Below are 24,764 nucleotides of genomic sequence, written 5' to 3'. Positions count from 1 at the left end.
CTCCGTATCGAGCAAGGACGAGTGATGTCAGATTAACCTCCTACACGGGTGGATACAACCATGACTGAACTATCACAAGCGCATCAATGGGTTGGCATTGACGTATCCAAGCGCACCTTAGATGTGTACGTCCGTCCACTTGGATTAAGCGTTCAGGTGGCCAACAGTGACTCTGGTTTAAGAGAGTTGCTACAGGCGTTAACGGCGTTTCGTCGCGAGACGAGTCTGATTGTGCTGGAAGCGACCGGGGGCTATCAAGCCCTGGCGGCGCGAACGTTGATGGCGGAGGGCTGGCCCGCCGTTGTGGTGAATCCACGTCAAGTGCGTGATTTTGCCCGGGCCACGGGGCGCATGGCTAAAACAGACAAAATTGATGCCGAGGTGTTGGCTCACTTTGCCGATGCCATCCGTCCAGAGGTACGGGCGATGGCGAGTGAGGCCAGTCAACACCTTCAAGACCTCGTCACGCGACGGCAGCAACTCGTCGAGATGATGAGTGCCGAAAAAGCCCGGCAACGCTCAGCACGAGCCAGGACGGGTCAGAGCATTGAGCAGCATATTGACTGGCTCAAGCAACAGATCCAAGACCTCGATACCCAGATTGAGCAGCTCATCGCCCAGAGCGATCAGTGGCAGCGCACCCGCGAGATCCTCACCAGTGTGCCGGGTATTGGGGCTGTGACGACGGGGCTCCTCTTGGCCTCACTCCCCGAGTTAGGACAGATCTCAGCGAAGCGCCTAGCCAGCTTGTGTGGCCTCGCCCCGTTCAACCGCGATAGCGGCCAGATGCGGGGTAAGCGGATGATTAGCGGCGGTCGAGCCACCGTGCGCACAGGCCTCTACATGGCCGCGTTAGTCGCCACTCGCCATAATCCGGTCATTCGCGATTACTACCAGCGCCTGCTGCAGCGGGGAAAACTCAAAAAGGTTGCCCTGGTGGCCTGCATGCACAAACTGGTGATTATTCTCAATGCCATGGTAGAACATGACACCCTCTGGCAGGCTCCGGCTTGCTCCCTGCCCGCCGCCACATAAGGAACAGCAAGACTCTGTCTGATGCAGGCAGGGCTCCTGGCTTGATTTCCGCTGCCATCCCGCCGAGGCTAATCGCATAGCAGGATGAGCTTGACAAAGAAGATAATCGCTACGGTGGCTACAGTCGTCGGACACAGCGGGGAACTTCTTTTCTAGAAATCTCCTTAACCCTCACGTTTCATCAAATGTATAAGGAGTCAGGTTATGGTTTCAACCCATCAGTCAGGCGGCGGGGTGGCGCTGTCTACCGCCAAGCCATTCATTGCCGGGGGATTGGTGTTTGCCATTGGGCTGATGGCCGTCGATGGTCAGAGCCTGGGTCGTTGGCTGTCAACGGCCAGCCCTGAAACTGTCCAGGGGTGCGAAAAGATGGTGCAGAGCAATGCCCAGCTTAGCCGTGAGCAGTTGGCCAAGCTGCTGGTTGTGCCCGAGCGTGACCCTAAGGAAGCCGTGCGCAAAATTGTGGCCGAACCCTATTGCAGCCTGCCCCAGCTGCAAGTGCGCTCTGGGGTGGTTTCTGAGCGAGAGGCCTACCCCATGGCCTGGGACCCCGCTGTTCAGCTAGTGATTTTGTATGAAAATGACGAGTACGCTGGCTATCGTTTTCGGTTTCAGTAGTGCTGTGGCTCTATGCGGTAGCTGTAGCACCGGGCGATCGCCCAGTGTTTTCCGCCAGCTCTATGCTGCCTTGGGTCGCTGGGGCGATGGCGCTCTGCAAGGCTACTGGCTACGCTGCTGCTTGAAGGCTGGGCTAGGGCTGCTGCTAGCAGGCCTGGGCAGCTGTAGCCATCTCTCTGGGGTGGTGCCCCGCCAGATTGTGCTGAAACAGACTTGGGAGATTGAGTCGGGCGATCGCGTCGCTGGGCAACTGGTAACTGGTGGTCTCGGAGATATCTCTGTGCAGTTGCAGGGCACCCGGCTGCGGGCTCCCTTTGCCGGACAGGTTGAGCTGGCGGCTAAGGGGTTTCGCTGCATTTATTTCTCTACCCCAGAGGTGCCCGCTTATCTATTTCGCTACTGCGGCATTCGACGGCCCCGGCTGGGTGCACTTCAGGCGGGGGACGTTATGGGGCGGGGGCGGCACATTCACTTTGCTACCCTGCGCCGTCAGCCCGATGGGGCCTGGGCCATTGTCGAACCCTCCGATCGCGTACTGGAGCGATCGCTGAATCAGCCTGCATCTAGCCTGGGTTTTTAATGCCTGCTCCCATTGTTTGCTCTCAATTGTGCCGAGTAGTTGACCTGACCCGTCAGTTGTTGCCCTACAGATTTGCCCCCATGAAGCTATACCCCACTCTGTTAGCTGCCAGTGCTTTGCTGGCTATCTTAGGTGCTTCCCCCGCCCGTGCCAATGATGGTGTGCTCACCTTTGAGCTGGAGGAGCCACAGTGGGTGCAGGAGAAGCTGGCAGCCGTAGTTACTATCTCCGCCCCTGCCCCGGAGAACCAGCCCTTGCCCATACCAGCCCACGGCCTGAACCCGCCCATGCGCTACCACTCACCCCAGCAATTGCCTGCCGGGGTCTATCGGCGAGGAGTCGCTGTTGCCCTCAACGACTCGACATCCGCCACGGCATTGCTGCCACCAGCGCCGCCGCCGCCGTCTGCGGCTCCAGTTCTGGTGGCAGTGGCCCCTCCCGAGCCTGAGCCAACGCCCCAGCCCGAGGAAACCCCCGAACCCGCTCTGCTGGCCCTAGACTTTGAGATGGCGCCTTCTCCGGCGGTGTTGGTGGCTCAAGCCGAGCTGGCTAAACCTCAGCAGCCCGCGAACCCGCTGCTGAGCCTGTTTGAGGGTGACACCAACTCCTTGGTGGCCTGGGCTGTGGGCAGTGCCGAAGGAACTCGTACCCCTAACGGGGCGATCAACCCGGCCTACTTTGGTCATACTGATCCTGGCAATCGGGTCTGGAATATGGGCACTTTTTCGTACCAACACGGGGCCAAAACCCCGGCAGAAGCCGATCAAAAACAGCTGGCCCGACTTAAAAATCAGGGAGACGTATTGCGCCAACGGGCCTTGAGCCACGGTCTCAATCTCACTCTCGAAGAAACCCTCAATGGGCTAGACCTGGCCAACCAGTCACCCCTGGCCGCCATTGGCCGGGTGGGGTACATAGAGCGCTTAGCCGAGGCGAAAGCCAATGGCTATGAGGGGGCCGAAGCAATTGTAGTGGCCCGGACTCGGTCTTACATCAACCCCAACACTGGCCGCTGGAACGCCCCCGGCCTAGGCAATACCGAACCCAGCATTCGGCGTGACCAAAAGCGCCGCGCCGATGCGGTCGCCAAAGCGATCGCCGCTTATGAGGCTAAAGACCCAGACCTCAGATCTCAGACCTGGACCTTGACCCCCAGCGAAGACCCCGCCCCCGATATGCTCGTGGCCCTAGCCGAAGCGCCAGCCGAAGCCATCGACGAGATTCTGGAAATGTGGACGTCTCCGAGCGATCCTGTGGCCCAGATTGACCCTGCTGTTGATGAACAGATCGCCGCAGTCGCAGACGAGGCATCCCACGATCATCGCCTAGCGGTGCTCTGGCAAATTACCACCGAAAAACTCTCAGAGATTGGATCCGTATCCTTTAAAGCCCCAACGCCCCAGACGGCATCCTTAGCGGGAGTACGGTTTGCTCGAGGCAATGCTTTAGAGCCTACGGTGGCGGAGACTGACGTTGCCGCTGCCCCTACCCCAGCGGCCATTGATGCGGAAATTGCCCTGGCGAATCATCCTGAAGAAAATTCCAACCCTTCAGCTTCCCTAGAGCCTGAGACGAGGGTGGCCCAAACCGACACTGGGACTGCATCTCCCTCCTGGGCTGATGTTCGAGAGGCTAATCAGTCTTCGATCGCATCGGAGCTAGAACCCATGGTGCTCGAATCAGTAGCCTCTGTCGAGGCCGAAGCGATCGCACCTCCCACCTGGGCCGAAACCCGAGAGGCTCATCAGTCTGCCCCCGCTGAGCCCCTTGCCGCTGTGCTGCCCGATCGCGCTGGCTATTCCCCTGAGTCCACCTCGTCTCTCGGGGCCGAGGATTCTCTTACTGTGCCGTCAGCCCAGGAGGCTGTTCTGGATCCTGCGATCGCCCCTGCCCTAGACAAAGCGGCCCTGACGAAAGCAACCGGTACCCTGAAGTTTGACAAAGCTGATTTCTCCACCCCTTGATACCCATCCGATTGGGCAAACCCCGGTCCATAATCAGGAACCCCGTCGGGGCGTAGTAGGCCACGCCCCGACAAATCGGGGGTATTCATTAGCGCTGCGACGATCAGGAGGGAGGCCTGGGCTCAGGCACTGTTGACATTAAAGGCACGACCTCGGGATAGTTATCCCGAGGCCGTGCCTTTGATGCAGCTGTTTATACCAGATTCTGCTTGGTTACCCCCGGTTCAGCAGGGCGCATGCCGTGCGCCCCCTACGGTTTGGCCTTTTGGAAATCGAGGGTATGCAATTCGGATCGGGTATTAGACTTTTACTGGCTGACCGGTGGGGCTTTTAGCACGGGCAAAGCCGCCAGCGGAGCGGTATTTGTAGCGCTGGCTTCGCTGACAAACACCTGGTTTAGTCGGGCGGTGAGCTTCTGGGTGGTGGCATCGTAAATCTGGGTCAGCATCTTGGGGTAGAAACCAAACCCGATAATTGGCACCAGCAGGCAGGCGATGATGAACACCTCACGGGGCTCGGCATCGGCTAAGACCTCATGCTCGATCAGTTCCTTATTCTCAGGGCCGTAGAAGATCTCCCGCAGCATCGACAGCAGGTAGATCGGGGTAAGAATGACGCCGATCGCCATAAAGATGACGGTAATTAGCCTGAAGGTAAAGCTGTAGGCATCGCTGGTGGCAAAGCCCACAAACACCATTAGCTCGGCCACAAAGCCGCTCATGCCCGGCAGCGCCAGCGACGCCAGCGAACAGGTCGTAAACATGGCGAAGATCTTGGGCATCTTTTTGCCCACGCCGCCCATCTCATCCAAAATCAGGGTGTGGGTGCGATCGTAGGTGGCCCCGACTAAAAAGAACAGGCTGGCCCCGATCAACCCGTGGGAGATCATTTGCAGCACTGCGCCGCTCAGGCCCAGGTTGGTGAATGAGGCAATCCCGATTAGCACAAAGCCCATGTGGGAAATCGAGGAGTAGGCGATCTTGCGCTTCAGGTTGCGCTGGGCAAACGACGTCAGCGCCGCGTAGACAATATTGATACAGCCCAAAATCACCAGCACCGGCGCAAAGTAGGTGTGGGCGTCGGGCAGCATGCCCAGATTCATCCGAACCAGCGCGTAGCCGCCCATCTTGAGCAGAATGCCCGCCAGCAGCATGTGCACCGGGGCCGTGGCCTCGCCGTGGGCATCGGGTAGCCAGGTGTGCAGCGGAATGATCGGTAGCTTGACGGCGTAGGCAATCAAAAACGCGCCGTAGAGCAAGAGCTGCATGCGGAGCGGGTAGACCTTCTCCGCCAGAGCCCGCATGTCAAAGGTGATGGTGTCGCCGTAGAAGGCCATGGCCAGCGCCGCCACCAAAATAAACAACGACCCACCCGCCGTGTAGAGAATGAATTTGGTCGCTGCGTAAAGCCGTTTCTTGCCGCCCCAGATCGACAGCAGCAGATACACCGGAATCAGCTCCAGCTCCCAGAACAGGAAGAACAGCAGCATATCCTGCACGGCAAACACGCCGATTTGGCCACTGTACATGGCCAGCAGCAGAAAATAAAAGAATTTGGGCTTGAGGGTTACTGGCCAAGCCGCCAACGCCGCCAGGGTGGTAATGAACCCCGTCAACAGCACCAGAGGCATTGACAGACCGTCTACCCCGACCGACCACTTGAGGTCGAGCTGGGGCACCCAGGTATAGCTCTCGACTAGCTGTAGACCCGGCTGGCTAAAGTCGTAGTTGAGGTAAAAGGCGGCCACGATCAACACAAAGTCGATCAACCCCACCGAGAGGGCATACCAGCGCACGGTCTTGCCTTCGTCATCGGGCAAAAACGGAATCGCTATGCAGGCCACCAAGGGCAGCAGCGTAACGGTGGTCAACCAGGGAAAAGTCGCGAGGTCCATATCGTCGTTTCTCGTCGCGTTCGGCTAAAAGGGCGGAATATTGCGGGGAATTAGGGAGATGGTAAGGATCAAGGGATGGTTGGAAAGTTGACAGGTTGACAAGTTCGAACGTTCTAACCTGCCAACCTTCTAACCTGTAAACCCTAGGTCACCCCCGACAGCAGCACCAATCCCAAGACAGCGCCAAACACAATCAGGGCGTAGAACTGAGCCCGTCCGTTCTCCAGGTACTTTAACCCTTCCCCAGTCACCAGGGTGACGAAGCCTGCCAGGTTGACGATGCCGTCGACAATGCGGATATCGACTTCGAGCACCTGTTTGGCTAGCTTACGGCTGCCCTGGACAAAGACCACCTCATAGATGTCGTCGATGTACCACTTGTTCAGCGACAGGTTGTAGAGGGGCTTGAGCTTGGCTGCGATCGCACCGGGATCAATCACCTTCGTGCGGTACATCAGCACCGAGATGATGATGCCGACCACTGCGATCGCCACGGAACTCCCTGCCATCAGGGCAAACTCATGCCAGTCAAAGGCCTCTGCCGCCTCTACCGCTTCCATTACTTCCCCTGGGGGGTGAATGAAGGCTTCGAAGTAGTTGGCGAAGGGCGTACCCACCAGACCAATCAGTACCGAGGGCACCGCCAGGGCCATCAGCGGGAAGGTCATTGACAAGGGCGACTCATGGGGTTCGTGGGCGTGGTCATGATCGTGGTCGTCGTGCTCGCCACCGGGGGCATCCAGGGTTAGCTCCTGGGGGTTCATGGCACCAGGGCCAAGAGACATGCCCATTTTTTGCATCTGCGCCCGCTTGAGGTCGCGGCGAATGCCTTCGTCGTTGCCTCTAAAGCTGCCCTCAAAGGTGGAGAAATACATGCGGAACATGTAGAAGGCGGTAATGCCCGCCGTCACCCAGCCCACGGCCCACAGCACCGGGCTGACTGCAAAGGTGGATCCTAGAATCTCATCCTTTGACCAGAAGCCTGCGAAGGGTGGAATGCCGCAGATGGCCAGGGTGCCAATTAAGAACGTGTAAGCGGTAACGGGCATGTACTTGCGCAGACCACCCATCAGGCGCATATCTTGGGCCAGCACCGGGTCGTGGCCCACCACCGCTTCCATACCGTGGATCACAGAACCGGATCCTAAAAACAGCATGGCTTTGAAGTAGGCGTGGGTCATGAGGTGAAACAGACCGGCGCTGTAGGCCCCTACGCCCATGGCCATGACCATATAGCCCAGCTGCGACATGGTCGAAAAGGCCAGCCCTTTCTTGATGTCGTTTTGAGTGATGGCAATGGTAGCCCCCATGAAGGCAGTAAATGCCCCGGTGTAGGCAATCACGGTCATCACCGTAGGGATATGCTCAAACACGGGGTACATGCGGGCCACGAGGAACACCCCTGCTGCCACCATCGTCGCTGCGTGAATCAGCGCTGAGATGGGGGTAGGGCCTTCCATGGCGTCGGGCAGCCACACGTGCAAGGGGAACTGGGCCGACTTGGCTACCGGGCCAAGGAACACCAAAATAGCAAACACAGCGGCCATGCCAGCACTCAGGCTGCCGGTGTTGACCATATCGGTCAGCCGTTCACCCATGACGTCAAAGTCGAAGCTGCCGGTGGCCCAAAACAGGGCCAAAATGCCCAGCAACAGGCCAAAGTCGCCCACCCGGTTCGTGACAAACGCCTTTTGGCAGGCATCGGCGGCGGGTTTGCGATCGTACCAAAAGCCGATCAGCAGGTAGGAACACATGCCCACCAGCTCCCAAAACACGTACACCTGGAGCAGGTTAGGACTAATCACCAGACCCAGCATGGAGGAGCTAAACAGGCTCAGGTAGGCGTAGAACCGCACATAGCCCGGATCGTGGGCCATGTAGCCATCGGTGTAGATCATCACCAAGAAGGCGACGGTGGTGACGACCACCAGCATCAGCGCCGCCAGGTGGTCGATGGTGTAGCCCATCTCAATGCGGAAGTCGCCCGCCGAGGCCCACTCGAACATGGCCTGGTAGGGGGCATGGCCCTGCCACTGGCTCCAAAAAATCGCAAACGAATACACCATCGCCGCCCCAATTAGGGAGACGATGAAAATAGAGGCCGGCTGCCGCAGCTTAGTGGTGGCCTGGCCGTAGGAAATGAGCCCGGTGCCCACCACCGCCGCGCCGAGGAGCGGCAGCACTGGTATGAGCCAGGCGTATTGATAAAGCGTGTCTACAGAATCCATCTTGACTGCCTACTCCAAGAGCTTGCGTGAGTTGGCAAAAAACCGCTTACATTCTGACATACCCTTCCCCAAGGAAAAGTCGGTTTCATAGCAAAGTTGGGGAATTTGGGGCGCGATCGCGGCCTTCACCACCCACCTAGAGCGGGTCAACGCTGACCCTAAAAGCACAGTCAGGCTGGCTCTTAGCTCATTCTCTAGAGCTTAGATGCGGAAGGGGCTTTTTCTTAAGAAAGATGTCCAATTCTTTGAGCAATAGCTCCGCCACAGCAAAAACCAATCCCTAAGCCATAATTAATCTGCCTGGATATCTCTATCGAGAGTCCAATGGTTGAGCGCTCGACGATTTAATTTAGTTAGCCCTGTGGGCAAAGTATAGTTTTTCTGCTATGAAGCTCTGGCTGGTTTGTTTTTTGGTGCTATTTTTTGGGGCAGAAGCCGCTCAGTGGTTGGGGCAAGTGCCTTGGATCAGCCACGTTGAACTGTCGCTGCCGCTGACGGTGGTAGGCGGCATTGGTTTGGCGATCGCCTCTAACTACCGCAGCCGGCCCACCTTTGGCCCGCCTTCCCCCCAGCCAGCGCCTCCCCCGCTAACCAATCCTACGCCACCACCGAGTCCAGCCATTAAGGCTCCCGTCCAGCCCATTCAGACCAGATCCAAAGGCGATACGATCTCCTTTGAAATCAAGAAGCCACCGAGAAAAGTCTAAGGAGGGGCAGGCTATAAAGACCTGAGCCTAGAGAAATTACCCCGCTCTGGGCACCTCTCGACTCATCCACGCCCCCACCCTCACGACCTCCCCATCTGTCGCTTCAGCTCCTCTAGCTCCTGCTCAGTCTCCCACTGCTGAAATGACTTTTCAAGTGGATCCATAGAACCCCTGCCGGAGCCTTCGAAGGGAGACTTGGCCCAGCCTGCATCCCAGCTAGTGGTGCGCTGAGCAGTGCGTTGGGCCTGGGTTTCGGCGATTTTGGCTTTGAGTTCGCGGCGGCGATCGTGGATCTCTTTTTGCAGGGTGCGGGTCTGCTCAATTTGATCTTTGACCCCTTTGAGCTGGCCCCAGTACTGGTTGCCCTGGCGCAGCAGGGCGGCTTCGCGCTCTTGGGCCGCTTTGACCAAGTCGAGGCGATTCGCAGCCTGAGCGTTTTTAATCCGTTCGTGCCAGCGCTGAATGTCTTGAGCAGTGGCAAGAATGCTGTCTTCGAGCTGCTTTTCGCGCCGCTTGAGGTCACCCAGCAGGCGAATGGCATCTTGCTCTTGACCCCGCAGCTGGTCTTCGAGGCCAAACAACTCCAGGTGGGGGTTGGCTTTGAGAAATTCGTCGAGCCGGGTTTCGAGAAATTTGCTCAGGTCTTCAAAGAGGCCCATGGTTTAACTCCTGCCGCAACGCCTGCCTTTCAGGATAACGGGTTGCTGTGGTGGGATGCACGGGGCTGGGCCAAGACAGCACTCACCGGAGTGATGCTTTAAAAGCGCTGGCCAATGTAAATCGATCGCACGTCGCCGTTGCGGCGAATCACCGCTTCTTCGTTAGATACTGAAACCAGGCTCCAACCGCTGCTGCCAATGCGTTCGCCAATGTAGACCCGTTGGGAGACGCCGCTGATCTCGAACAGGGCGGCTGAGCGATCGCCCAGTTCTAAAATGCCCACCAGTGCATGAATGGGAGCCGCCGCAGGCGCGGTTGGGGCGGCTGGGGCTGTCGGCGCTGTCGGCGCAATGGGGGAGGGCAGCACCGTGGTGCCGGGTTGGGGCACCACGCCAGGCACGCTGGCAGTAGGCTGCTGGGTGGTCTGGTAAGGAATGTAGACCCGCTCAATCACGTTGACGGGGCCAGACCCTAGACTGCCTACGGTGCCCCCTGCGCCGAGGGGCGGCAGCATAGGCGGGCTTGGCACACCGGCTCCGGTGGGCAGCTGGCTAGCGGTGGCCCCATTGCCCAGTTCGCCGCGCTCAACCTTGCCCGAGATCACCTCTAGCGATCGCTGCAAGTAAGCCAAAAATTCTTCGTCAGACTGTTGCGCTAGGGTGTCGGGGTTGGGCGATCGCCCCAGCCAAGACCGATTGCCCTGCTGGTTAAACCACAGCAGGCCACCTACCCCCAGCAGCGACAGGGCCGTAATGCTCAACAGCAGGCGATCGAAGAGTTTGCCAAAGCGGGTCTTGGTTGGTGCCGCTGGCGGTGGGGGAGGCACATCGTCAGCTCTAAAAAAGTCGATTTCGCTGCCCACAGGGGCTAGCGGAGCCTCGACCGCTGGCGGGTCGGTCACTTCGGCGGTGGTGTCAACGATGGGCGCGATCGCAGTTGACGCGGGGTCAGGGGCCGCTTCCACTGCTGCTAGGGCGGTTTCGTCGCCGTCTAAAATTTTTTCGACATCGTCAAACAGCTCAGTAATTAAGCTGTCGGCGTAGGTGGTCACCAGAGTATCTGGATCAACCGGGGTAGGCTCCTCGGGCGACAATGTGGCGGTGCTGAAGGATTCTTCCTGGTTCATAGGTCGATTTAATCCTGGCGTTGGCAAAGGGAGGTATTGACGGTGCTCGGTGGGCGTTGCTGAATGAATCGCCCCAATCGTTGAAATAGGTTGAATAGAGAGCTAAACCCTAGCTCTAGCAGACACTTCCCCCATGGTCTGATGAAGTTTACCCCAACTTTCTAAATCTTTCATCCACAGATTGAGGAACCTGACAATTTTTTAGGTTTAGAGGTGAGTAGGCCGCTGTAGTTAAGAAAGCTGGTGAACCCCCGCCGCAGGCCGTTGTTGATAACGCCGACCAGCGGGTTGTTGCAGAACCCGGCGGTGTAGTAGCCACTGGCCTCTAGGCGCTCGGCCAGGGTGCGCAAGTCTTGGAGCATCTGATCGTAGCCGTAGCACGACAGGCGATCGGCCCGTTGAGTATCGAGCACAAGCAACAGAATATCGGGGCGATCAGCCATGGGGTTTAGCCAATGTATCGACAGCGAGTCAAGCCCCATCGTCAACAGAACCGCAAGCGATCGCCTGAGCCAGGGGTAAGACCTTCGCCCGATCAATCGCCCAAGGTGGCACGGGCAGCCTTGGCTAAGGCCTTTAGATCCTCTAGTGCCGGTGTTTTGCCAGCTGTCTCCTCCCCCGTCTGGCTCAGCCACAGCAGATATTCGATATTGCCCGCTGGCCCCAGCAGGGGCGACCAGGTGAGGCCCCGATAGGCCCAGCCCAGAGCTTGAGCCGCCGCCAAAACGCTAGCCATGGCATCGGCCTGATCGCCGGGGTCGCGCACCACGCCCTTTTTGCCGACGCGATCGCGCCCCACCTCAAACTGCGGCTTCACCAGCAGTACGACTTCCCTTGGCGGCACCAGCAAGGCCCAAAAGGCGGGCAGCACTTTGGTGAGCGAAATAAACGACACATCCATCACCCCTAGGTCGGGGCGCGGGCTAGGCTCGCCCCCTGTGTCGCTCTCAGCCTCGCCGTAGAGCTGCTCAGGGGTAAGGTGGCGCAGGTTGGTGCGCTCGCGCAGCACCACGCGGGAGTCTTGGCGCAGGTTCCAGGCCACCTGGCCGTAGCCCACATCAATGCCGTAGACCTGCTTGGCTCCGGCTTGCAGCAGACAGTCGGTAAAGCCGCCGGTCGAGATGCCGCCATCGAGGGCAATGCGTCCGGCGATCGCAATGGGGAACTCCGCCAGGGCTTTGGCCAGCTTTTCGCCACCGCGCGACACGTAGGGCGATCGCGCCTTTACCAGCAACTCCACATCCGCCGCAAAGGCTGTGCCCGGTTTATCGACCACCGCATGGTTGACCTGTACCTCTCCGGCGCGAATCAGCCGCTGGGCCTGCTGCCGCGATTCACACAGGCCACGCTCCACCAGTAGGGCATCTAGGCGTTGTTTTGCCATCGGTGTATCTCCTAGGCCGTGGCGCGAGGGCTGAGGCCCCGGCGTCCAGCGATCTGCTCTAGCTGCTGTTTGACCAAATCCAATCCTGGTTTGGTGCTCTGTTGGTCGTACAAGTCGCTAGCCTTGAGCAAGGCCTGCACCGCCAGGCCGTCGGTGCCCATGTTGGCGTAGGCCAGCCCGCCATTGTGAAAGGCTTCGGCACAGGTCGGTTCGGCGGTCATGACGGCGGTAAACTGGTCGATCGCCGCTGGGTAGCGGCCCTGGGCAAAGGCAGTGCAGCCCGACTCAAACTGAGCGCGGGCCTCGTCACTTAGCGGAGTGGACAGCTCGGTCACTGGGGTAGGGAAGAGGGCGCTGTTGCCCAGGGGGCGGCGGTAGGCCCACACCATTACCCCCATGCCAAAGCCGAGGATGGCCGTCACCACCGATAGCCAAATCGCCAGTTCCACAGGTATTGATCTCCAGTAAATGACTCTAATTACATCATGCCCTGCCGGAATCTTAGCCCGCCCGCCTGAATACCTTAGATAAAGACCTGGCCTTTTGCCCCTGTCGTCACCTCACCCTAGCCATGCCACCTATCTCTAAGTTGATACCCCTAGCTCTGCTGTTGGTCGGGAGCACCGCTCTGACCAGCTGCGAACCGGCCCGCACCCCCGAAAGCAGGACTGACCTATTGCAGGCAGAGCAGGCGATCGCCGCCACTATTCAAGACATTGTGGCTAGCCCCGTCTCAGTCACCCTAGGCCAGAGTGAGCCGGTGCCTGCCGAGCTAAATCAGGCGATGACCTTTGGCGATCGCATTGCCACCCAAGATCAAGCCCTGGCTGAGGTGGGTCTGGCCAATGGTGCTATCTTTCGCATTGGCGGCGATGCGTCCCTTACCCTACAGCCCAATCAACTGCTGCTAAACTCCGGCCAAATGATCACCTGGGTCGAGGGGGCAGTTTCAGAACCCCTAGAAATTGTTACCCCAGCCGGGATCGCAGGCATTCGCGGCACCACGGTGTTTGTCAATATCGCCGATGACCCGGCTGCCCCCGTCGAGTTCTTTGCGTGGGAAGGGCAGGTGGCGGTACGCCTGCCCGACAGCGCAGGCGAAATTGTGCTCAACAGCGGTGAACAGTTATTGGTGCCTCCCGGCACCCTAGACCTCAGTGCCCTAGAGGCCCAGCCCCTCGACCCGGCAACGGCCCGCCAGCGTCTGGAAAACAGCCCGCTGATCAACGGCTTTAGCCGCCCCATACCGACCCGCCCTGCGATCGAAGCCACCGTCGATGCGTTAGATTGACCCGCTAAGCTCGGCCAATTGCTCAAGCTTTTCTGACCCTAGATGGAGCTATGAACCCATCTTCTATCGCTCACTCCAGCGAAGAAAGCTGAGGCTGTGCATCTTGGTTAATTGCCAAAAAATGATTGCAGGGAGCTGGATACTTTGCTGTGCAGTAGTTTTGTAGGACGACCTGCCTTTGGCTGGTGGTGGCCTTGCTTCAGCGAAGTAAGGTCATACCTTCTATGGATACGGTTTTCTCTTTGATGTCGAGGAAACCTTTCTCAATAACCGATCCAGCAGTTAAAATCTCCAGAAATTCGAGATTCGTCCAGAGTTGTATCACCTTCGGGCTCTTATCGACTGGTGTTGAACCACGTACTGCTGTGTTACCGATTAGTGATTGTCAGTCAACTAGCCGAAAAGTTTACAATATCTCAATTAAAGTATGAAGCATCAAAGATATTTAGCTATCCAAATAGCCAGTTTTTTAGAATCCCTCCTAGGATGTGGGATGAGCTTACTGCCACTAACTTGATCGAATTATTCGTTTGAATGAGTCACTGGCATACGTGAGAAATTTCCTTCTTTTAAGGAATTATATAAGAACAAGAATAAAAATAAAAAAGTCTCCCTTAATGATATGAAAAAACTCAGATGAGTTCCAAATGAGACGATACAATAGACAAAAATAAATGCTGAAATGACCTAGGTTTGTTACGTCACTGCCTTGCTGTAGACGAATTTTAGAAGTTGCTGTTGTGCCAAAACTCTTGCATACCAAAGTCTTAGGGTTTGCCGGAACAGCCAGTGATACCGAATCTGAGTTTCATGCCCCCGATACCTAGTCGGTCAACCCTCAGGGGCGTTGGCATAGCCTAGCCGGAGGCCTTACCGCCGTTTGTCCAGTGGAATCGGGAATAGTCAAGTAGAACTTGGTATGAGGTCTCCAGTAAAAAGTTCTCCGAGAACGTAGAACGTCATGATGGCTTTAAGGTTTGGATCACCAACAAGGTTGGGAGCTGCTCAAGGACCGATGGCAACAAAATCTGGACGTCTTTAACCCTCAAGTTCTGAAAGAATTTCCAGTTCTTCAGACGTTTTGACGTCAAAAATTTCGCGTAGTTCATTTTTCTTGCATAAGAAGTCTGAACACTGCAAGAAAAGTGATTGATTGGTTGACTCAGGTGCTCTGAAATTCTGGATTTACTAAAACTGTTGATGCCAGGTATTTGTGCATAAAGCAGGGCTTTGTGAATTTATATTTTTGAAAGGCTGACTGGTAAAAAATTTTGGTTATTTTTGAATAGGTTGTTCCGCCTCATAGAGAAGGCTGAGACAAAATTGCCACTATTCCAAAAGTGCTTGATTCTCAAGGTTTCAGGCTGTCGTGCTGTGTCCAGTCTCAAGTTTCGAAGGTCGAAAAGTAAAGGTTTTTAAATTTAATTTAAAGGGTTATGGAAGAAAATAATTTTGCAGGCAAAAAGATTCTCATTACTGGCGGCTTGGGTTTTATTGGAAGTAACCTTGCTAGGCGGTTAATTGGATTGGGTGCAGAGGTGCAGCTTGTAGATAGCCTAATTCCTGAGTATGGAGGTAATTTCTTTAATATCTACGATATTAAAGATCAAGTAAATGTCAATGTTTCTGATGTTCGTGATGAACACAGCATGTGCTATCTAGTGCAAGGTAAAGACTTTCTGTTCAACCTGGCAGGGCAGACAAGTCATTTAGATTCGATGCAAAACCCTTATGCCGATCTAGAGATTAATTGTCGGGCACAGCTTTCTATGCTTGAAGCTTGCAGAAAGCATAACCCAGGCATTCGCATTGTGTTTACCAGTACTCGCCAACTTTATGGTAAACCTGACTATTTGCCTGTAGATGAAAAGCACTTACTGCGCCCAGTGGATGTGAATGGAATTAATAAGATGGCGGGTGAGTGGTACCATATTCTCTACAATAATGTTTATGGAATTCGTACTAGTGCTTTAAGGCTAACAAATACCTATGGTCCCGGAATGCGAATTAAAGACTCTCGTCAAACGTTCTTGGGTATTTGGGTTCGCATGTTAGTCGAAGAAAAGCCCTTTGAGGTTTGGGGCGGTGAGCAGTTAAGAGATTACACCTATGTTGATGATGTGGTAAATGCTCTCATAGTTACTGCATTGAATGATAAAGCTGAGGGCAAGATTTTTAATCTGGGTGGGGACTGTGTTGTAAGTTTGTTGGATACAGCAAGATGCATGATCGAGGCCAACGGTGGCGGTGACTTTACCGTTCGAAAATTTCCCGCTGAACGTAAGCGCATTGATATTGGAGATTACTACAGTGACTATAGTCTGATTCGGTCAGAACTTGGATGGGAGCCTCAAGTTCCTTTATTAGATGGTTTATCTAAAACCCTGAAATACTATCGAGAAAACCTGGAGCATTATTTATGAACTTAGTAGATCAATATGAGCCAATTCTGCAAACCGATCCTAAGGCAGGCTATTTAGCTCACAAGGCAGAAATTGATGCTGCAATTCAACAAGTTTTAGATGGTGGCTTCTATATCCTGGGGCAGGAAGTGGAGGCATTTGAACAGGAATTTGCTGCTTACATTGGTGCCAGCTATGGAATTGGCTTAGCGAATGGAACAGATGCTATTGAAATGGCTTTGAGAGCTTGCCATATTGGGGCAGGAGATGTGGTGATCACAGTTTCTCACACAGCCGTGGCGACCGTTGCAGCTATTGAACGGGTTGGGGCAACACCGCTTCTGGTAGATGTCGATCCAGTGACTTTCACGATGGACGCAGAATGTTTAGAAGACGCGATTGCCCAGGTCCATCAAAATCCTTCCCTTGGAAAGCTCAAAGCAATTGTGCCCGTTCACTTGTATGGCCATCCGGCGAATATGCCTGCCGTCATGGAACTTGCTAACCGCCATGACCTATTTGTAATCGAGGACTGTGCTCAGGCTCATGGCGCAACCCTAGATGGGCGCAAGATTGGTACCTGGGGGCACCTAGCTGCTTTCAGTCTCTATCCCACTAAAAATTTAGGTGCCCTAGGTGACGCTGGCATTGTAGTCACCAGTGATGCCGTTTTAGCAGAGGCGGTTTCGGTCTTGCGTCAATATGGTTGGCGCAAACGTTACATCAGCGATATTCCTGGCACGAATACACGTCTGGATCCGATTCAGGCTGCCATCCTGCGGGTCAAGTTGCGCTCTTTGGATGCAGATAATGCCGCTCGCCAGTCCGTTGCCCAACAGTACAATGACTCTTTTGTGGGGTTACCACTGCAACTGCCTCAACTCCAAGGAGATGTAACCCACGTTTATCATCAATACGTGGTGCAAGGGTCGGCACGGGATAGCCTGAGACATTTTCTAGATAGCCACCAGATTGGGACGGCCATTCACTACCCGGCTCCGGTTCATCTGCAGCCAGCATACCAATCGAGAGTGCCGCTTGGTCGGCGAGGGTTGCCCGTTACGGAGCAACTCTGCCACAACATTCTGAGTTTGCCGATGCATCCGTTTCTCACCACCGAAGCGGTACAGCGAACGGCTGAAGCCATATTGCAATGGCACCAACAGTGAGGAATTAGCAATCTCCCCATTTAGATTTAGGGAGTGTTTTGTTGGCCAAAAAGCATCAGCATTGTGAATTTTTTTCGCCAAATAAAAAAGTAAGAAATAGAATCATTAGCCTCTTTAAGCAGTTGCTATGCTAATAATTCTCATTTTGCATAACAGCGTCATGAGTTGTCAGTTAGTGCATGATCTGAGGCAGTGAGCAAAACCAAGATTCGCTCTTGGAATAGCTTTGGAAGTAATTTTGAAAGGTATAGGATAAAAACAATGAGGATCGTAATCGCGACTGAAAATGCGTCATTGTCAATGAGTGGAGAAGCTGGTTTGCCGCTCTACTATTTCGATCGCTTGCGAGCGAATAACGTGGATGTCTGGTTGGTTTGTCATGAAAGGATTCGTAAGGAATTGCGTGAACGTTATCCAGATGAACTGGTTTTCCAGAAGATTTACTTCATTAAAGATTCTTGGATACAGGCTTTAATCTCCAAAATTGGCGTATGGGCTCCATTTTGGCTTCGAGATATGATCCTGGGTCCGCTCATTTACATGAGTACTCAAAGTCGGTCACGTAGTCTGGTCAAACAATTAGTTCAGAAATTTGATATTGAGTTAGTTTACTCACCTACGCCTATTTCCCCTAAATCAATCAGCTTCATGTACGGTGTGGGAGCACCCGTGGTTATTGGTCCTATGTGTGGTGGACTAGACTTCCCTCCTGCATTTCGTTACCTAGAATCCCCAGTCACGCGTCTTTCTACCTACTTGGGTCGTGCCGCCGCTGAGGTCTTAAATTGGCTCATTCCTGGTAAGTTGCAAGCAGAGATATTGCTGGTTGCCAACAGTCGTACAGCCAAGGCTTTGCCCAAAGGGACTAAAGGTAAAGTATACGAGGTGGTAGAAAGTGGCGTAGACCTGAGCCTGTGGCAACCTTCAGAACGCCCAGAGTCCCATCCAGATAGCCCTACTCGGTTTGTCTACATGGCACGATTTGTAGACCAGAAAGGGATTCCATTTTTGGTGGAAGCATTTAAACAGGTGGCGGAACGGACAAACTCAGTTCTAGAGCTGATTGGCAGTGGCGAATTAATGGAAGCAACACAGGCCCAGGTTGCTACTCTTCAGATTCAAGATAAGGTTAACTTTTATGGTTGGGTTCCACTAAAGCAGGCCACCGATCTGATTCGTGAATGTGATGTTTATATGGTGCCTGCGATCCGCGATTGTGGTGGATGCGCCATGCTAGAAGCGATGGCAGTTGGAATGCCTGTGATTGCAGCTAATTGGGCAGGGCCTGGAGATTATGCAGATTCTAGCTGTGGCATTCTGGTTGACCTGACTTCGAAAGAAGACTTTGTCAATGGACTGGCAGAAGCGATGATTCGTCTGGCGGAGTCACCAGAATTGCGCCAGCAGATGGGGAAAGCAAGTTTAGAGCGGGTGCGAACCAGTTACTTTGACTGGGATGCCAAGGTCGAGCGCGTGATTGAAGTGTTTGAGGAGGCGATCGCTGAAAACCAGCCTAAACTTGCAAGTTCCCACGCCAAGCCAGCAGTGCAAAGTTAGCTGAACCGCTTATCCTGCTTAGACCCTGCCCAAGATCGAGACAACAGAGACCATTAATCAGACGTTAGCCGGTTTGTGATGCGATCGCAGGCGAGGTGATTCGCATCACTAGATCATCAAGTGCCCTACTTGGATCGCAGACGAGTCTAAAACTCCTGCCTGACCCAACCTTGTATGATTAATCATAGTCACACTTCGTTACATCTCTGTCTATGGTTGCTGAACTGGTCTCTCTGTCGCTAGCCTCGCTCAAAAAGCACACCTGGACTTGGCGAGGCCATGCGATCGCCTACACCGTAGCGGGTGAAGGCACCCCCATCGTTCTTATTCACGGTTTTGGCGCATCCCTAGGCCACTGGCGCAAGAATATTCCCGCTTTAGCGGCGGCGGGGCACCAGGTCTATGCGATCGACCTGCTGGGCTTTGGCGACTCCGACCAGCCCGAGCTGCCCTACACCCTGGATCTCTGGCAAGACCTGCTGGCCGAATTTTGGGCCGAGTTTATCGGCACCCCCGCCATCTACGTCGGCAACTCCATCGGTGGCCTGCTCACCCTGATGATGCTGGCCAATCACCCCGATAAGGCGAGGGCTGGGGCCGTGCTCAACTGCGCTGGGGGCCTCAACCACCGCCCTGAAGAACTTTACCCGCCCCTAACCTGGATTATGGGAGCCTTTACCTGGCTGGTGAGTTCCCCCAAGGTAGGGCCACTGGTGTTTAATCAGGTGCGCCGCAAGGGCCGCATTCGCAGCTCACTTCAGCAGGTCTACCGCGATCGCGCCGCCGTCACCGACGAGCTGATCGACATGATCTACACCCCCGCCTGCAAACCCACTGCGCAGAAGGTATTTGCCTCGATTGTCACCGCACCGCCGGGGCCAAAGCCCGACGACCTGCTGCCCCACATCACCCAGCCCCTGCTGGTGCTCTGGGGCGAAAATGACCCCTGGACGCCGATCAAAGGAGCCGACATTTACCGCAAGCTGGCCGAAGAAGTGGCCCGTCCTGGCCTGGTCACCTTCCACAGCATCCCCAACACCGGCCACTGCCCCCACGACGAGCGCCCCGAAGTCGTCAACCCCCTGCTGACCGACTGGCTAGATACCCTGCCCCAAGGTTAGCTATTAACACCAAGCGTCCATGCCGCTGACGCGGCACCCCCAACGATCAAAACCTATGTTTTAGAGCCAATCCAAATCCCATAACCCCGATGCCAAACAGGAGGCTGGCGTAGGGGCAAACGGTATTTCCCCAGCTCAACTGGGGGTAGCCAGGTGAAACGAAGGGTCACCCAACGACCAATTCGGGTTTGTTGGGTTCTGCCAATGTACCGCCCAACCTACAGCTATGGGTGCCAGTCAATCGGTGCGTCAAAGTGTAGAAGTCTTGCACTCAACAGTCTTGCGCTCAACGGATCGCCGATGCCCAAGAGTCGTCGTTACAGCCTCTAGCCTGTAGTTTGGTCGAGCGGCGCAACGCTGATAGGATCAGGATTTTAGCCGGAATTGATGACACGCCCTAGAGCCAAGGGTGCATTTCAGACTTCTGCGTAGCAGGCTCCCTGCTCAATCATCAGAATTCTGTAATCTCCATGACGGCTCTCTGGTCAATTGCCCCTAGAGTGGGTTAAAACCCGATTAATTTCTGTCCCTGTCGTTCTCCTTGCCGTCGCCTATGTCTTCAGCCGCCCTTCAAGAGCAGCTCGATCGCTACTACCAGCAGGTCAAAACCGTGATTTTGTCGCGGCAGCACCCGGTGAGCGGCCTTTTACCGGCCAGCACAGCGGTGAATGTGCATGGCAACTACACCGACGCCTGGGTGCGTGACAACGTCTTCAGCATTTTGGCGGTGTGGGGGGTAGCGCTGGCCTACCGCCACCTCGACGACGACCGGGGCCGCACGGTTGAGCTAGAGCAGAGCGTAGTCAAGCTGATGCGCGGGCTGTTGCAAGCCATGCTGCGCCAGGCTGAGAAGGTAGAACGATTCAAAGAACGGCAGGATCCGCTACAGGCGCTGCACGCCAAGTACGACACGGGCACTGGGCTACCGGTGGTGGGCGACGACGAGTGGGGCCACCTGCAAATCGATGCCACCTCGGTGTATTTGCTGATGCTGGCTCAGATGACCGCTTCGGGGCTGCAAATCATCTTCACCCAGGATGAAGTCAACTTTGTGCAAAACCTGGTCTATTACATTGGCCGGGCCTACCGCACCCCCGACTACGGCATCTGGGAGCGGGGCAACAAAATGAACCACGGCAAGCCGGAACTCAACGCCAGCTCTGTGGGGTTGGCCAAGGCAGCTCTAGAAGCGCTACGAGGGTTCAACCTGTTTGGCATGCGCGGCGGGCAATCCTCCACCATCCATGTACTCACCGACGAGATTGCCCGCGCCCGTATCACCCTAGAGTCGATGCTGCCGCGAGAATCTGGCTCTAAGGAGGTCGATGCTGCCCTGCTCAACGTGATTGGCTACCCTGCCTTTGCGATCGACGATGCCGATTTGGCCCGCAAGACCCGGCAGAAGATTGTCGATAAGCTCCAGGGGCGTTACGGCTGCAAGCGGTTTTTGCGCGACGGTCACCAGGCGGTGATCGAAGACACTACGCGGCTGCACTACGAGCCCGAAGAACTGCGCCAGTTTGAGCACATTGAGTGTGAGTGGCCGCTGTTCTTTACCTACCTGTGGCTAGACAGTCTGTTTGCCGGCGATAAAGACCAGATCCAGTTCTATCAAGAGCGGCTGGCGGCCCTAGAGGTCGAGCGCGATGGGGTGGGCCTGCTGCCTGAGCTGTACTACGTACCCGCCGACAAGATCGAGGCCGAGCGGGCTAAGCCCGGCAGCCAGACCCGCCTGCCTAACGACAACCTGCCTCTGGTGTGGGCCCAAAGCCTGTATCTGCTGGGGCAGCTGCTCTCTGACGGGTTGCTTAAACCCAGCGATATCGACCCTCTGGGGCGGTATCGCGCTTTGGGTGACCATCGCTACCCGGTGGTGCAGATAGCGCTGCTGGCCGAAGATAAGGCGCTGCAAATGGAGTTGGCTACCTACGGCCTACCCACCCAAACCCTAGAAGAGATTGCTCCGGTACAGGTATTTCCCGCCAGTGAGCTGTCGTCGATCTACGCCGAAATTGGCAAGAACGACAAGCTGGGGCTCAGCGGTCGTCCGGTGCGTCGGTTACGCAGCCTCACCACCGCCCGTATTTTTCGGATCAAGGGCAAGTCGGTGGTATTTGTGCCGTCGTTCTTAGACCAGCAGCGGTTTTATCTCACCCTCGACTATCACTTTTTAGTGGCTCAAATTCGCAGTGAGCTGGCCTATATCTACGACCACTGGCGCGAGCCGGGTCGCCCCACGGTAACACTGCTGCTCACCCACACTATGTTTCAGCTGGGTCGCAAACCGATCTACGAATCGCCGCTGATGGCGCTGATGCAAGAACTGCAGGACGATCGCTGCGACCACGTGCCGGTCAAGCTTGGCCCCCTGCACCAGCTCATGATGACGACCAACCTAGAGCGAGTCGAAAACGTCAACGGGTATCAGCTGGGCACTATCTCCGTGGGCTATGCCCCCCTGTGGACCTCCTATTTGGGCTTTGAGCCTGGCCACGACGGCCCCCTCTCCCTGATTGAAGAATACGACGTGGAGCACGAAACCGATCTCGATCGGCTGCTGACTCAACTGCGCGACTCAAACAACATTTACGAACAGTTAGAGCTGCTCAGTACCCTGCAACACCTGCACGGCAATGGCTTTGACACGGGCTTTGGTGGCCCCAACCATGCGGTCACCGTCGAAGACTTGCTCGATGAGGTCTACGCTAAGGCCAGCCAGCTCGAACAGTGGGGAATTTTGCGCCGGGCAGCCGGGCTGCTGGGCAAAGCCGATATTACGCTGTCAGATGCCGTTACCGAGCTGCTAGTGCGTCAAAAGCAGATTTCGGTGGGCAAGTCTTACAGTGAGGCCTCGCTGATTACCGAGCCGATGGGCCATAGCGAAATTGTCGATAAAATTCGCACGTTCTGCGGCGATGACGTGCGCGACCATGTGCTTACCCAAGAAGTCTTAATTGACCTGAGCATTTTAATTAAGGCCGAACCCACTCTGTTCAACGGGCTCATGACTCTGCGAGTGGGGTATTTGTTGCTGCTGATTACGAGCGAACTGGCTCGGGAGCGGGGTATTCCCCAAGATGAGGCCTACGGCCAGCTCATCGAGCTCAGCCCCTTTGAGCTCAAAACTCGCCTGCGCCAAGTGCTGGCCGGGTTTGATGGGCTCAACCAGTCGGTCTTTCGACGGGAGTCGCTGCATGTCAAGCCTCACAACCCCATTAACTGGAAGGTGTTACCCGACGACATTGAGCCTGAGGAGGCCGAAGCAGCCGAAGCTGAACCGATCGACTGGTGGCGCAAGCGCGTGATTGATGGCGAAATTGCCCGGATCTCCGAAGGATTTTATACCCAGGTCTGGGAGGTGCTAAAGCACTCTAAGGGGATTGTGATTGGCAATAAGTTCGATCGCAAAAACCGCCTCGATAGCGATCGCATTCTCTCGGAGATGACCCCTGGCGAACAAAACTTCGAGCGCTACATTACCCACCTGCTCAACAAAATCCAGGCTCCGGAGTATCGCCACCTCAACCTTGAGGCCCTGCGGGAGATGGGCGAAATCTTTAAGGTCAACTCCGACCTTTACTTTGAAGACCACATCTACCTCGATGTGCTGATCGGCCACGCCGTACGCCTCGGCTGGCTCGACCAGCAGCCCGATCGCCTTGGGGCCTACGAGTCTGACAAAGCCGCCGCCTGGCAGTCGTTCTATCGGCTACCGCCGACCCAGTGCGCCACCTACATTGCTATGGGGCTGCAGTTCCTCACCGTACTGGGTGAAGTCGAAACTGGAGAAGATTCTTTTGAGAAAACCCTGGGAGATGTGGCTTAGATGTCTCTCTGCCACAGATTCCAGGGTTATACCCTAAAGCTGGGTCAGCCCCAGGGTTAGAAAACTGGGTTTAAGGGATCGCTCCTCTTAAACCTAAGTCGATTGCCTACTATGCAGGGATAAGCACAGTATCAATGATGTGAATAACACCATTGTCGGCGGCCACATCAGCTGTAGTTACCGTGGAGTCGTTAATTTTGACACCTTTAGAGGCATCAATTTTGACATCAGAACCTTCAACGGTGGTAGCTGAAGTCATCTTGGTCACATCTGCTGCCATGACCTTGCCGGAAACGACGTGGTAGGTAAGAATTTTCTTAAGTTTAGGCACATCCTTTAGAAGCGCATCCACGGTGCCCGCTGGGAGTTTAGCAAAAGCATCATCTGTGGGCGCAAAGACGGTAAATGGGCCTGTGCCCTTGAGAGTATCGACTAAACCAGCAGCTTTAACAGCAGCCACTAAGGTATTAAATGAACCTGCGCTTACGGCAGTATCTACAATGTTAGCCATGGGTTTTGCCTGAATTTATTACTGGTTAACTGAGGTCATCTGTCACAAATGAGCGGCTAACAATTAGAGTATAACAGCTTAATAGAGGGCCTGCCGCCAATCTATCTCGATACAGTTTTTTCTCAAAATAAACCAGAAAAGCCTTAACACACTTTGATTAGGCTTTGGTGGTCAATTCAGTTTTATAGCCATAGTCACCTGGGTTAACACACCCAGAAACCTCGAGAGCGTTTGAACGTTTGAACGTTCTTGAGACCTCTGGATGTCCCAATTAGGCTGGCTAAAGCTATATGCTAATTATTCAGTTCAATGATTGGTTGAATTCACTTCAAAAAAGGCGACAGTTTATATGCTCATTAATGAAGCATTGGCTAAGAGACTTTGTATGTATGATGCAAATTGAGAGTGTTTCAACTATTCTTTGCTTGACGAGTAGCTCAACGCTTGCAAAGAAGCTCAAAAATTCAGTTAGAGTTTCGTCCACAGGACTAATGCTTAATCCTGCTTAGTTATCCCCGATTCAGCAGGGGGAATGGCATTCGCCTCTACGGTTTGGCCTTCTGGAAATCGGGGTTATGTAATTCGGATTTGGGATAATTCCACTGCACCTAATGGACTGGCCCGATCGCTTAGGGCAGGGCTGCTGTTTAAGGTGCTGGAGTCTGGGACAGCAATCAAAGGATAGGGCGTC

18 protein-coding genes and 1 pseudogene are annotated in these 24,764 nt (G+C 55.1%); 11 read left to right on the top strand and 8 right to left on the bottom strand.

All coding sequences use genetic code 11. The features are described 5' to 3' along the window. The first annotated feature begins 60 nt into the window (after window positions 1–60). The 4 genes from RRF56_RS14895 (at window position 61) to RRF56_RS14880 (ending at window position 4,197) form a co-directional block, all read left to right on the top strand. Complete coding sequence (locus RRF56_RS14895) at window positions 61–1,035, top strand: IS110 family transposase (protein ID WP_317033747.1); 975 nt, start codon at window positions 61–63, stop codon at window positions 1,033–1,035. 204 nt (window positions 1,036–1,239) lie between these two features. Beyond that, window positions 1,240–1,653: a hypothetical protein gene (locus RRF56_RS14890; protein ID WP_317033955.1), complete on the top strand. Its 414-nt coding sequence runs from the start codon at window positions 1,240–1,242 to the stop codon at window positions 1,651–1,653. A 4-nt stretch (window positions 1,654–1,657) separates the two neighbouring features. Further along, window positions 1,658–2,233: a hypothetical protein gene (locus tag RRF56_RS14885; protein WP_317033954.1), complete on the top strand. Its 576-nt coding sequence runs from the start codon at window positions 1,658–1,660 to the stop codon at window positions 2,231–2,233. A gap of 80 nt (window positions 2,234–2,313) precedes the next feature. Beyond that, the gene (locus RRF56_RS14880; protein WP_317033953.1) at window positions 2,314–4,197 is read left to right on the top strand and encodes a hypothetical protein; all 1,884 of its coding nucleotides are present in this window, start codon (window positions 2,314–2,316) and stop codon (window positions 4,195–4,197) included. Between the two features lie 307 nt (window positions 4,198–4,504). Here RRF56_RS14880 and RRF56_RS14875 read toward each other — a convergent pair whose 3' ends face one another. Together RRF56_RS14875 and RRF56_RS14870 are read right to left on the bottom strand one after the other, a co-directional pair. Beyond that, window positions 4,505–6,091: an NAD(P)H-quinone oxidoreductase subunit 4 gene (locus RRF56_RS14875; RefSeq protein WP_317033952.1), complete on the bottom strand. Its 1,587-nt coding sequence runs from the start codon at window positions 6,089–6,091 to the stop codon at window positions 4,505–4,507. A gap of 143 nt (window positions 6,092–6,234) precedes the next feature. After that, a complete protein-coding gene (locus tag RRF56_RS14870) occupies window positions 6,235–8,319 on the bottom strand; it encodes an NAD(P)H-quinone oxidoreductase subunit 5 (RefSeq protein WP_317033951.1) in 2,085 nt (694 codons plus the stop codon). Window positions 8,320–8,705: 386 nt separating this feature from the next. Here RRF56_RS14870 and RRF56_RS14865 point away from each other — a divergent pair, with 386 nt between their 5' ends. Next, entirely contained in the window at window positions 8,706–9,026 is a 321-nt protein-coding gene (locus tag RRF56_RS14865) for a hypothetical protein (RefSeq protein ID WP_317033950.1), read from the top strand. 80 nt (window positions 9,027–9,106) lie between these two features. Here RRF56_RS14865 and RRF56_RS14860 read toward each other — a convergent pair whose 3' ends face one another. The 5 genes and pseudogenes from RRF56_RS14860 to RRF56_RS14840 all read right to left on the bottom strand — a co-directional run bounded on the left by RRF56_RS14860 (window position 9,107) and on the right by RRF56_RS14840 (window position 12,645). Beyond that, a complete protein-coding gene (locus tag RRF56_RS14860; protein ID WP_317033949.1) occupies window positions 9,107–9,685 on the bottom strand; it encodes a TIGR04376 family protein in 579 nt (192 codons plus the stop codon). A gap of 98 nt (window positions 9,686–9,783) precedes the next feature. Then, a complete protein-coding gene (locus RRF56_RS14855) occupies window positions 9,784–10,812 on the bottom strand; it encodes a hypothetical protein (RefSeq protein ID WP_317033948.1) in 1,029 nt (342 codons plus the stop codon). Between the two features lie 197 nt (window positions 10,813–11,009). Further along, window positions 11,010–11,255: pseudogene (locus RRF56_RS14850) on the bottom strand (sulfatase); the annotation flags it as partial. A gap of 92 nt (window positions 11,256–11,347) precedes the next feature. Further along, window positions 11,348–12,196, bottom strand: coding sequence for a TlyA family RNA methyltransferase (locus RRF56_RS14845; protein WP_317033946.1), 849 nt, complete (start codon window positions 12,194–12,196; stop codon window positions 11,348–11,350). Between the two features lie 11 nt (window positions 12,197–12,207). Beyond that, entirely contained in the window at window positions 12,208–12,645 is a 438-nt protein-coding gene (locus tag RRF56_RS14840; RefSeq protein ID WP_317033945.1) for a hypothetical protein, read from the bottom strand. A 122-nt stretch (window positions 12,646–12,767) separates the two neighbouring features. Between RRF56_RS14840 and RRF56_RS14835 the strand changes: the two genes are divergently transcribed. The 6 genes from RRF56_RS14835 to RRF56_RS14810 all read left to right on the top strand — a co-directional run bounded on the left by RRF56_RS14835 (window position 12,768) and on the right by RRF56_RS14810 (window position 23,562). Further along, window positions 12,768–13,487 (top strand): FecR family protein, encoded by a 720-nt coding sequence (locus RRF56_RS14835; protein ID WP_317033944.1) that lies wholly within the window; start codon window positions 12,768–12,770, stop codon window positions 13,485–13,487. Between the two features lie 1,436 nt (window positions 13,488–14,923). Further along, window positions 14,924–15,910, top strand: a complete 987-nt coding sequence (locus RRF56_RS14830) for an NAD-dependent epimerase/dehydratase family protein (protein WP_317033943.1) — start codon at window positions 14,924–14,926, stop codon at window positions 15,908–15,910. Beyond that, window positions 15,907–17,058 (top strand): DegT/DnrJ/EryC1/StrS family aminotransferase, encoded by a 1,152-nt coding sequence (locus RRF56_RS14825; protein WP_317033942.1) that lies wholly within the window; start codon window positions 15,907–15,909, stop codon window positions 17,056–17,058. The genes RRF56_RS14830 and RRF56_RS14825 overlap by 4 nt, the downstream gene beginning before the upstream one ends. 192 nt (window positions 17,059–17,250) lie before the next feature. Continuing rightward, window positions 17,251–18,615: a glycosyltransferase family 4 protein gene (locus RRF56_RS14820; RefSeq protein ID WP_317033941.1), complete on the top strand. Its 1,365-nt coding sequence runs from the start codon at window positions 17,251–17,253 to the stop codon at window positions 18,613–18,615. A 212-nt stretch (window positions 18,616–18,827) separates the two neighbouring features. Next, window positions 18,828–19,736, top strand: coding sequence for an alpha/beta fold hydrolase (locus tag RRF56_RS14815; RefSeq protein ID WP_317033940.1), 909 nt, complete (start codon window positions 18,828–18,830; stop codon window positions 19,734–19,736). A gap of 553 nt (window positions 19,737–20,289) precedes the next feature. Further along, window positions 20,290–23,562, top strand: coding sequence for a glycoside hydrolase family 15 protein (locus tag RRF56_RS14810; RefSeq protein ID WP_317033939.1), 3,273 nt, complete (start codon window positions 20,290–20,292; stop codon window positions 23,560–23,562). 109 nt (window positions 23,563–23,671) lie between these two features. Here the strand turns inward: RRF56_RS14810 and RRF56_RS14805 are convergent, their stop codons facing one another. Beyond that, entirely contained in the window at window positions 23,672–24,073 is a 402-nt protein-coding gene (locus tag RRF56_RS14805; protein WP_317033938.1) for a fasciclin domain-containing protein, read from the bottom strand. Between the last annotated feature and the right edge of the window lie 691 nt (window positions 24,074–24,764).

This window comes from Nodosilinea sp. E11 (genome assembly GCF_032813545.1).
Lineage (GTDB): Bacteria > Cyanobacteriota > Cyanobacteriia > Phormidesmidales > Phormidesmidaceae > Nodosilinea.
Note: the sequence above shows the minus strand (reverse complement) of the source record. Positions and strands in the feature narration are given on the sequence as shown.

Excerpts from the sequence above, each read along its gene's own strand:
- RRF56_RS14810 (WP_317033939.1), top strand. The coding sequence starts at position 20,290 with ATGTCTTCAGCCGCCCTTCAAGAGCAGCTCGATCGCTACTACCAGCAG.
- RRF56_RS14825 (WP_317033942.1), top strand. The coding sequence starts at position 15,907 with ATGAACTTAGTAGATCAATATGAGCCAATTCTGCAAACCGATCCTAAG.
- RRF56_RS14815 (WP_317033940.1), top strand. The coding sequence starts at position 18,828 with ATGGTTGCTGAACTGGTCTCTCTGTCGCTAGCCTCGCTCAAAAAGCAC.
- RRF56_RS14860 (WP_317033949.1), bottom strand. The coding sequence starts at position 9,685 with ATGGGCCTCTTTGAAGACCTGAGCAAATTTCTCGAAACCCGGCTCGAC.
- RRF56_RS14870 (WP_317033951.1), bottom strand. The coding sequence starts at position 8,319 with ATGGATTCTGTAGACACGCTTTATCAATACGCCTGGCTCATACCAGTG.
- RRF56_RS14875 (WP_317033952.1), bottom strand. The coding sequence starts at position 6,091 with ATGGACCTCGCGACTTTTCCCTGGTTGACCACCGTTACGCTGCTGCCC.
- RRF56_RS14830 (WP_317033943.1), top strand. The coding sequence starts at position 14,924 with ATGGAAGAAAATAATTTTGCAGGCAAAAAGATTCTCATTACTGGCGGC.
- RRF56_RS14805 (WP_317033938.1), bottom strand. The coding sequence starts at position 24,073 with ATGGCTAACATTGTAGATACTGCCGTAAGCGCAGGTTCATTTAATACC.
- RRF56_RS14880 (WP_317033953.1), top strand. The coding sequence starts at position 2,314 with ATGAAGCTATACCCCACTCTGTTAGCTGCCAGTGCTTTGCTGGCTATC.
- RRF56_RS14855 (WP_317033948.1), bottom strand. The coding sequence starts at position 10,812 with ATGAACCAGGAAGAATCCTTCAGCACCGCCACATTGTCGCCCGAGGAG.
- RRF56_RS14895 (WP_317033747.1), top strand. The coding sequence starts at position 61 with ATGACTGAACTATCACAAGCGCATCAATGGGTTGGCATTGACGTATCC.
- RRF56_RS14845 (WP_317033946.1), bottom strand. The coding sequence starts at position 12,196 with ATGGCAAAACAACGCCTAGATGCCCTACTGGTGGAGCGTGGCCTGTGT.
- RRF56_RS14890 (WP_317033955.1), top strand. The coding sequence starts at position 1,240 with ATGGTTTCAACCCATCAGTCAGGCGGCGGGGTGGCGCTGTCTACCGCC.
- RRF56_RS14835 (WP_317033944.1), top strand. The coding sequence starts at position 12,768 with ATGCCACCTATCTCTAAGTTGATACCCCTAGCTCTGCTGTTGGTCGGG.
- RRF56_RS14865 (WP_317033950.1), top strand. The coding sequence starts at position 8,706 with ATGAAGCTCTGGCTGGTTTGTTTTTTGGTGCTATTTTTTGGGGCAGAA.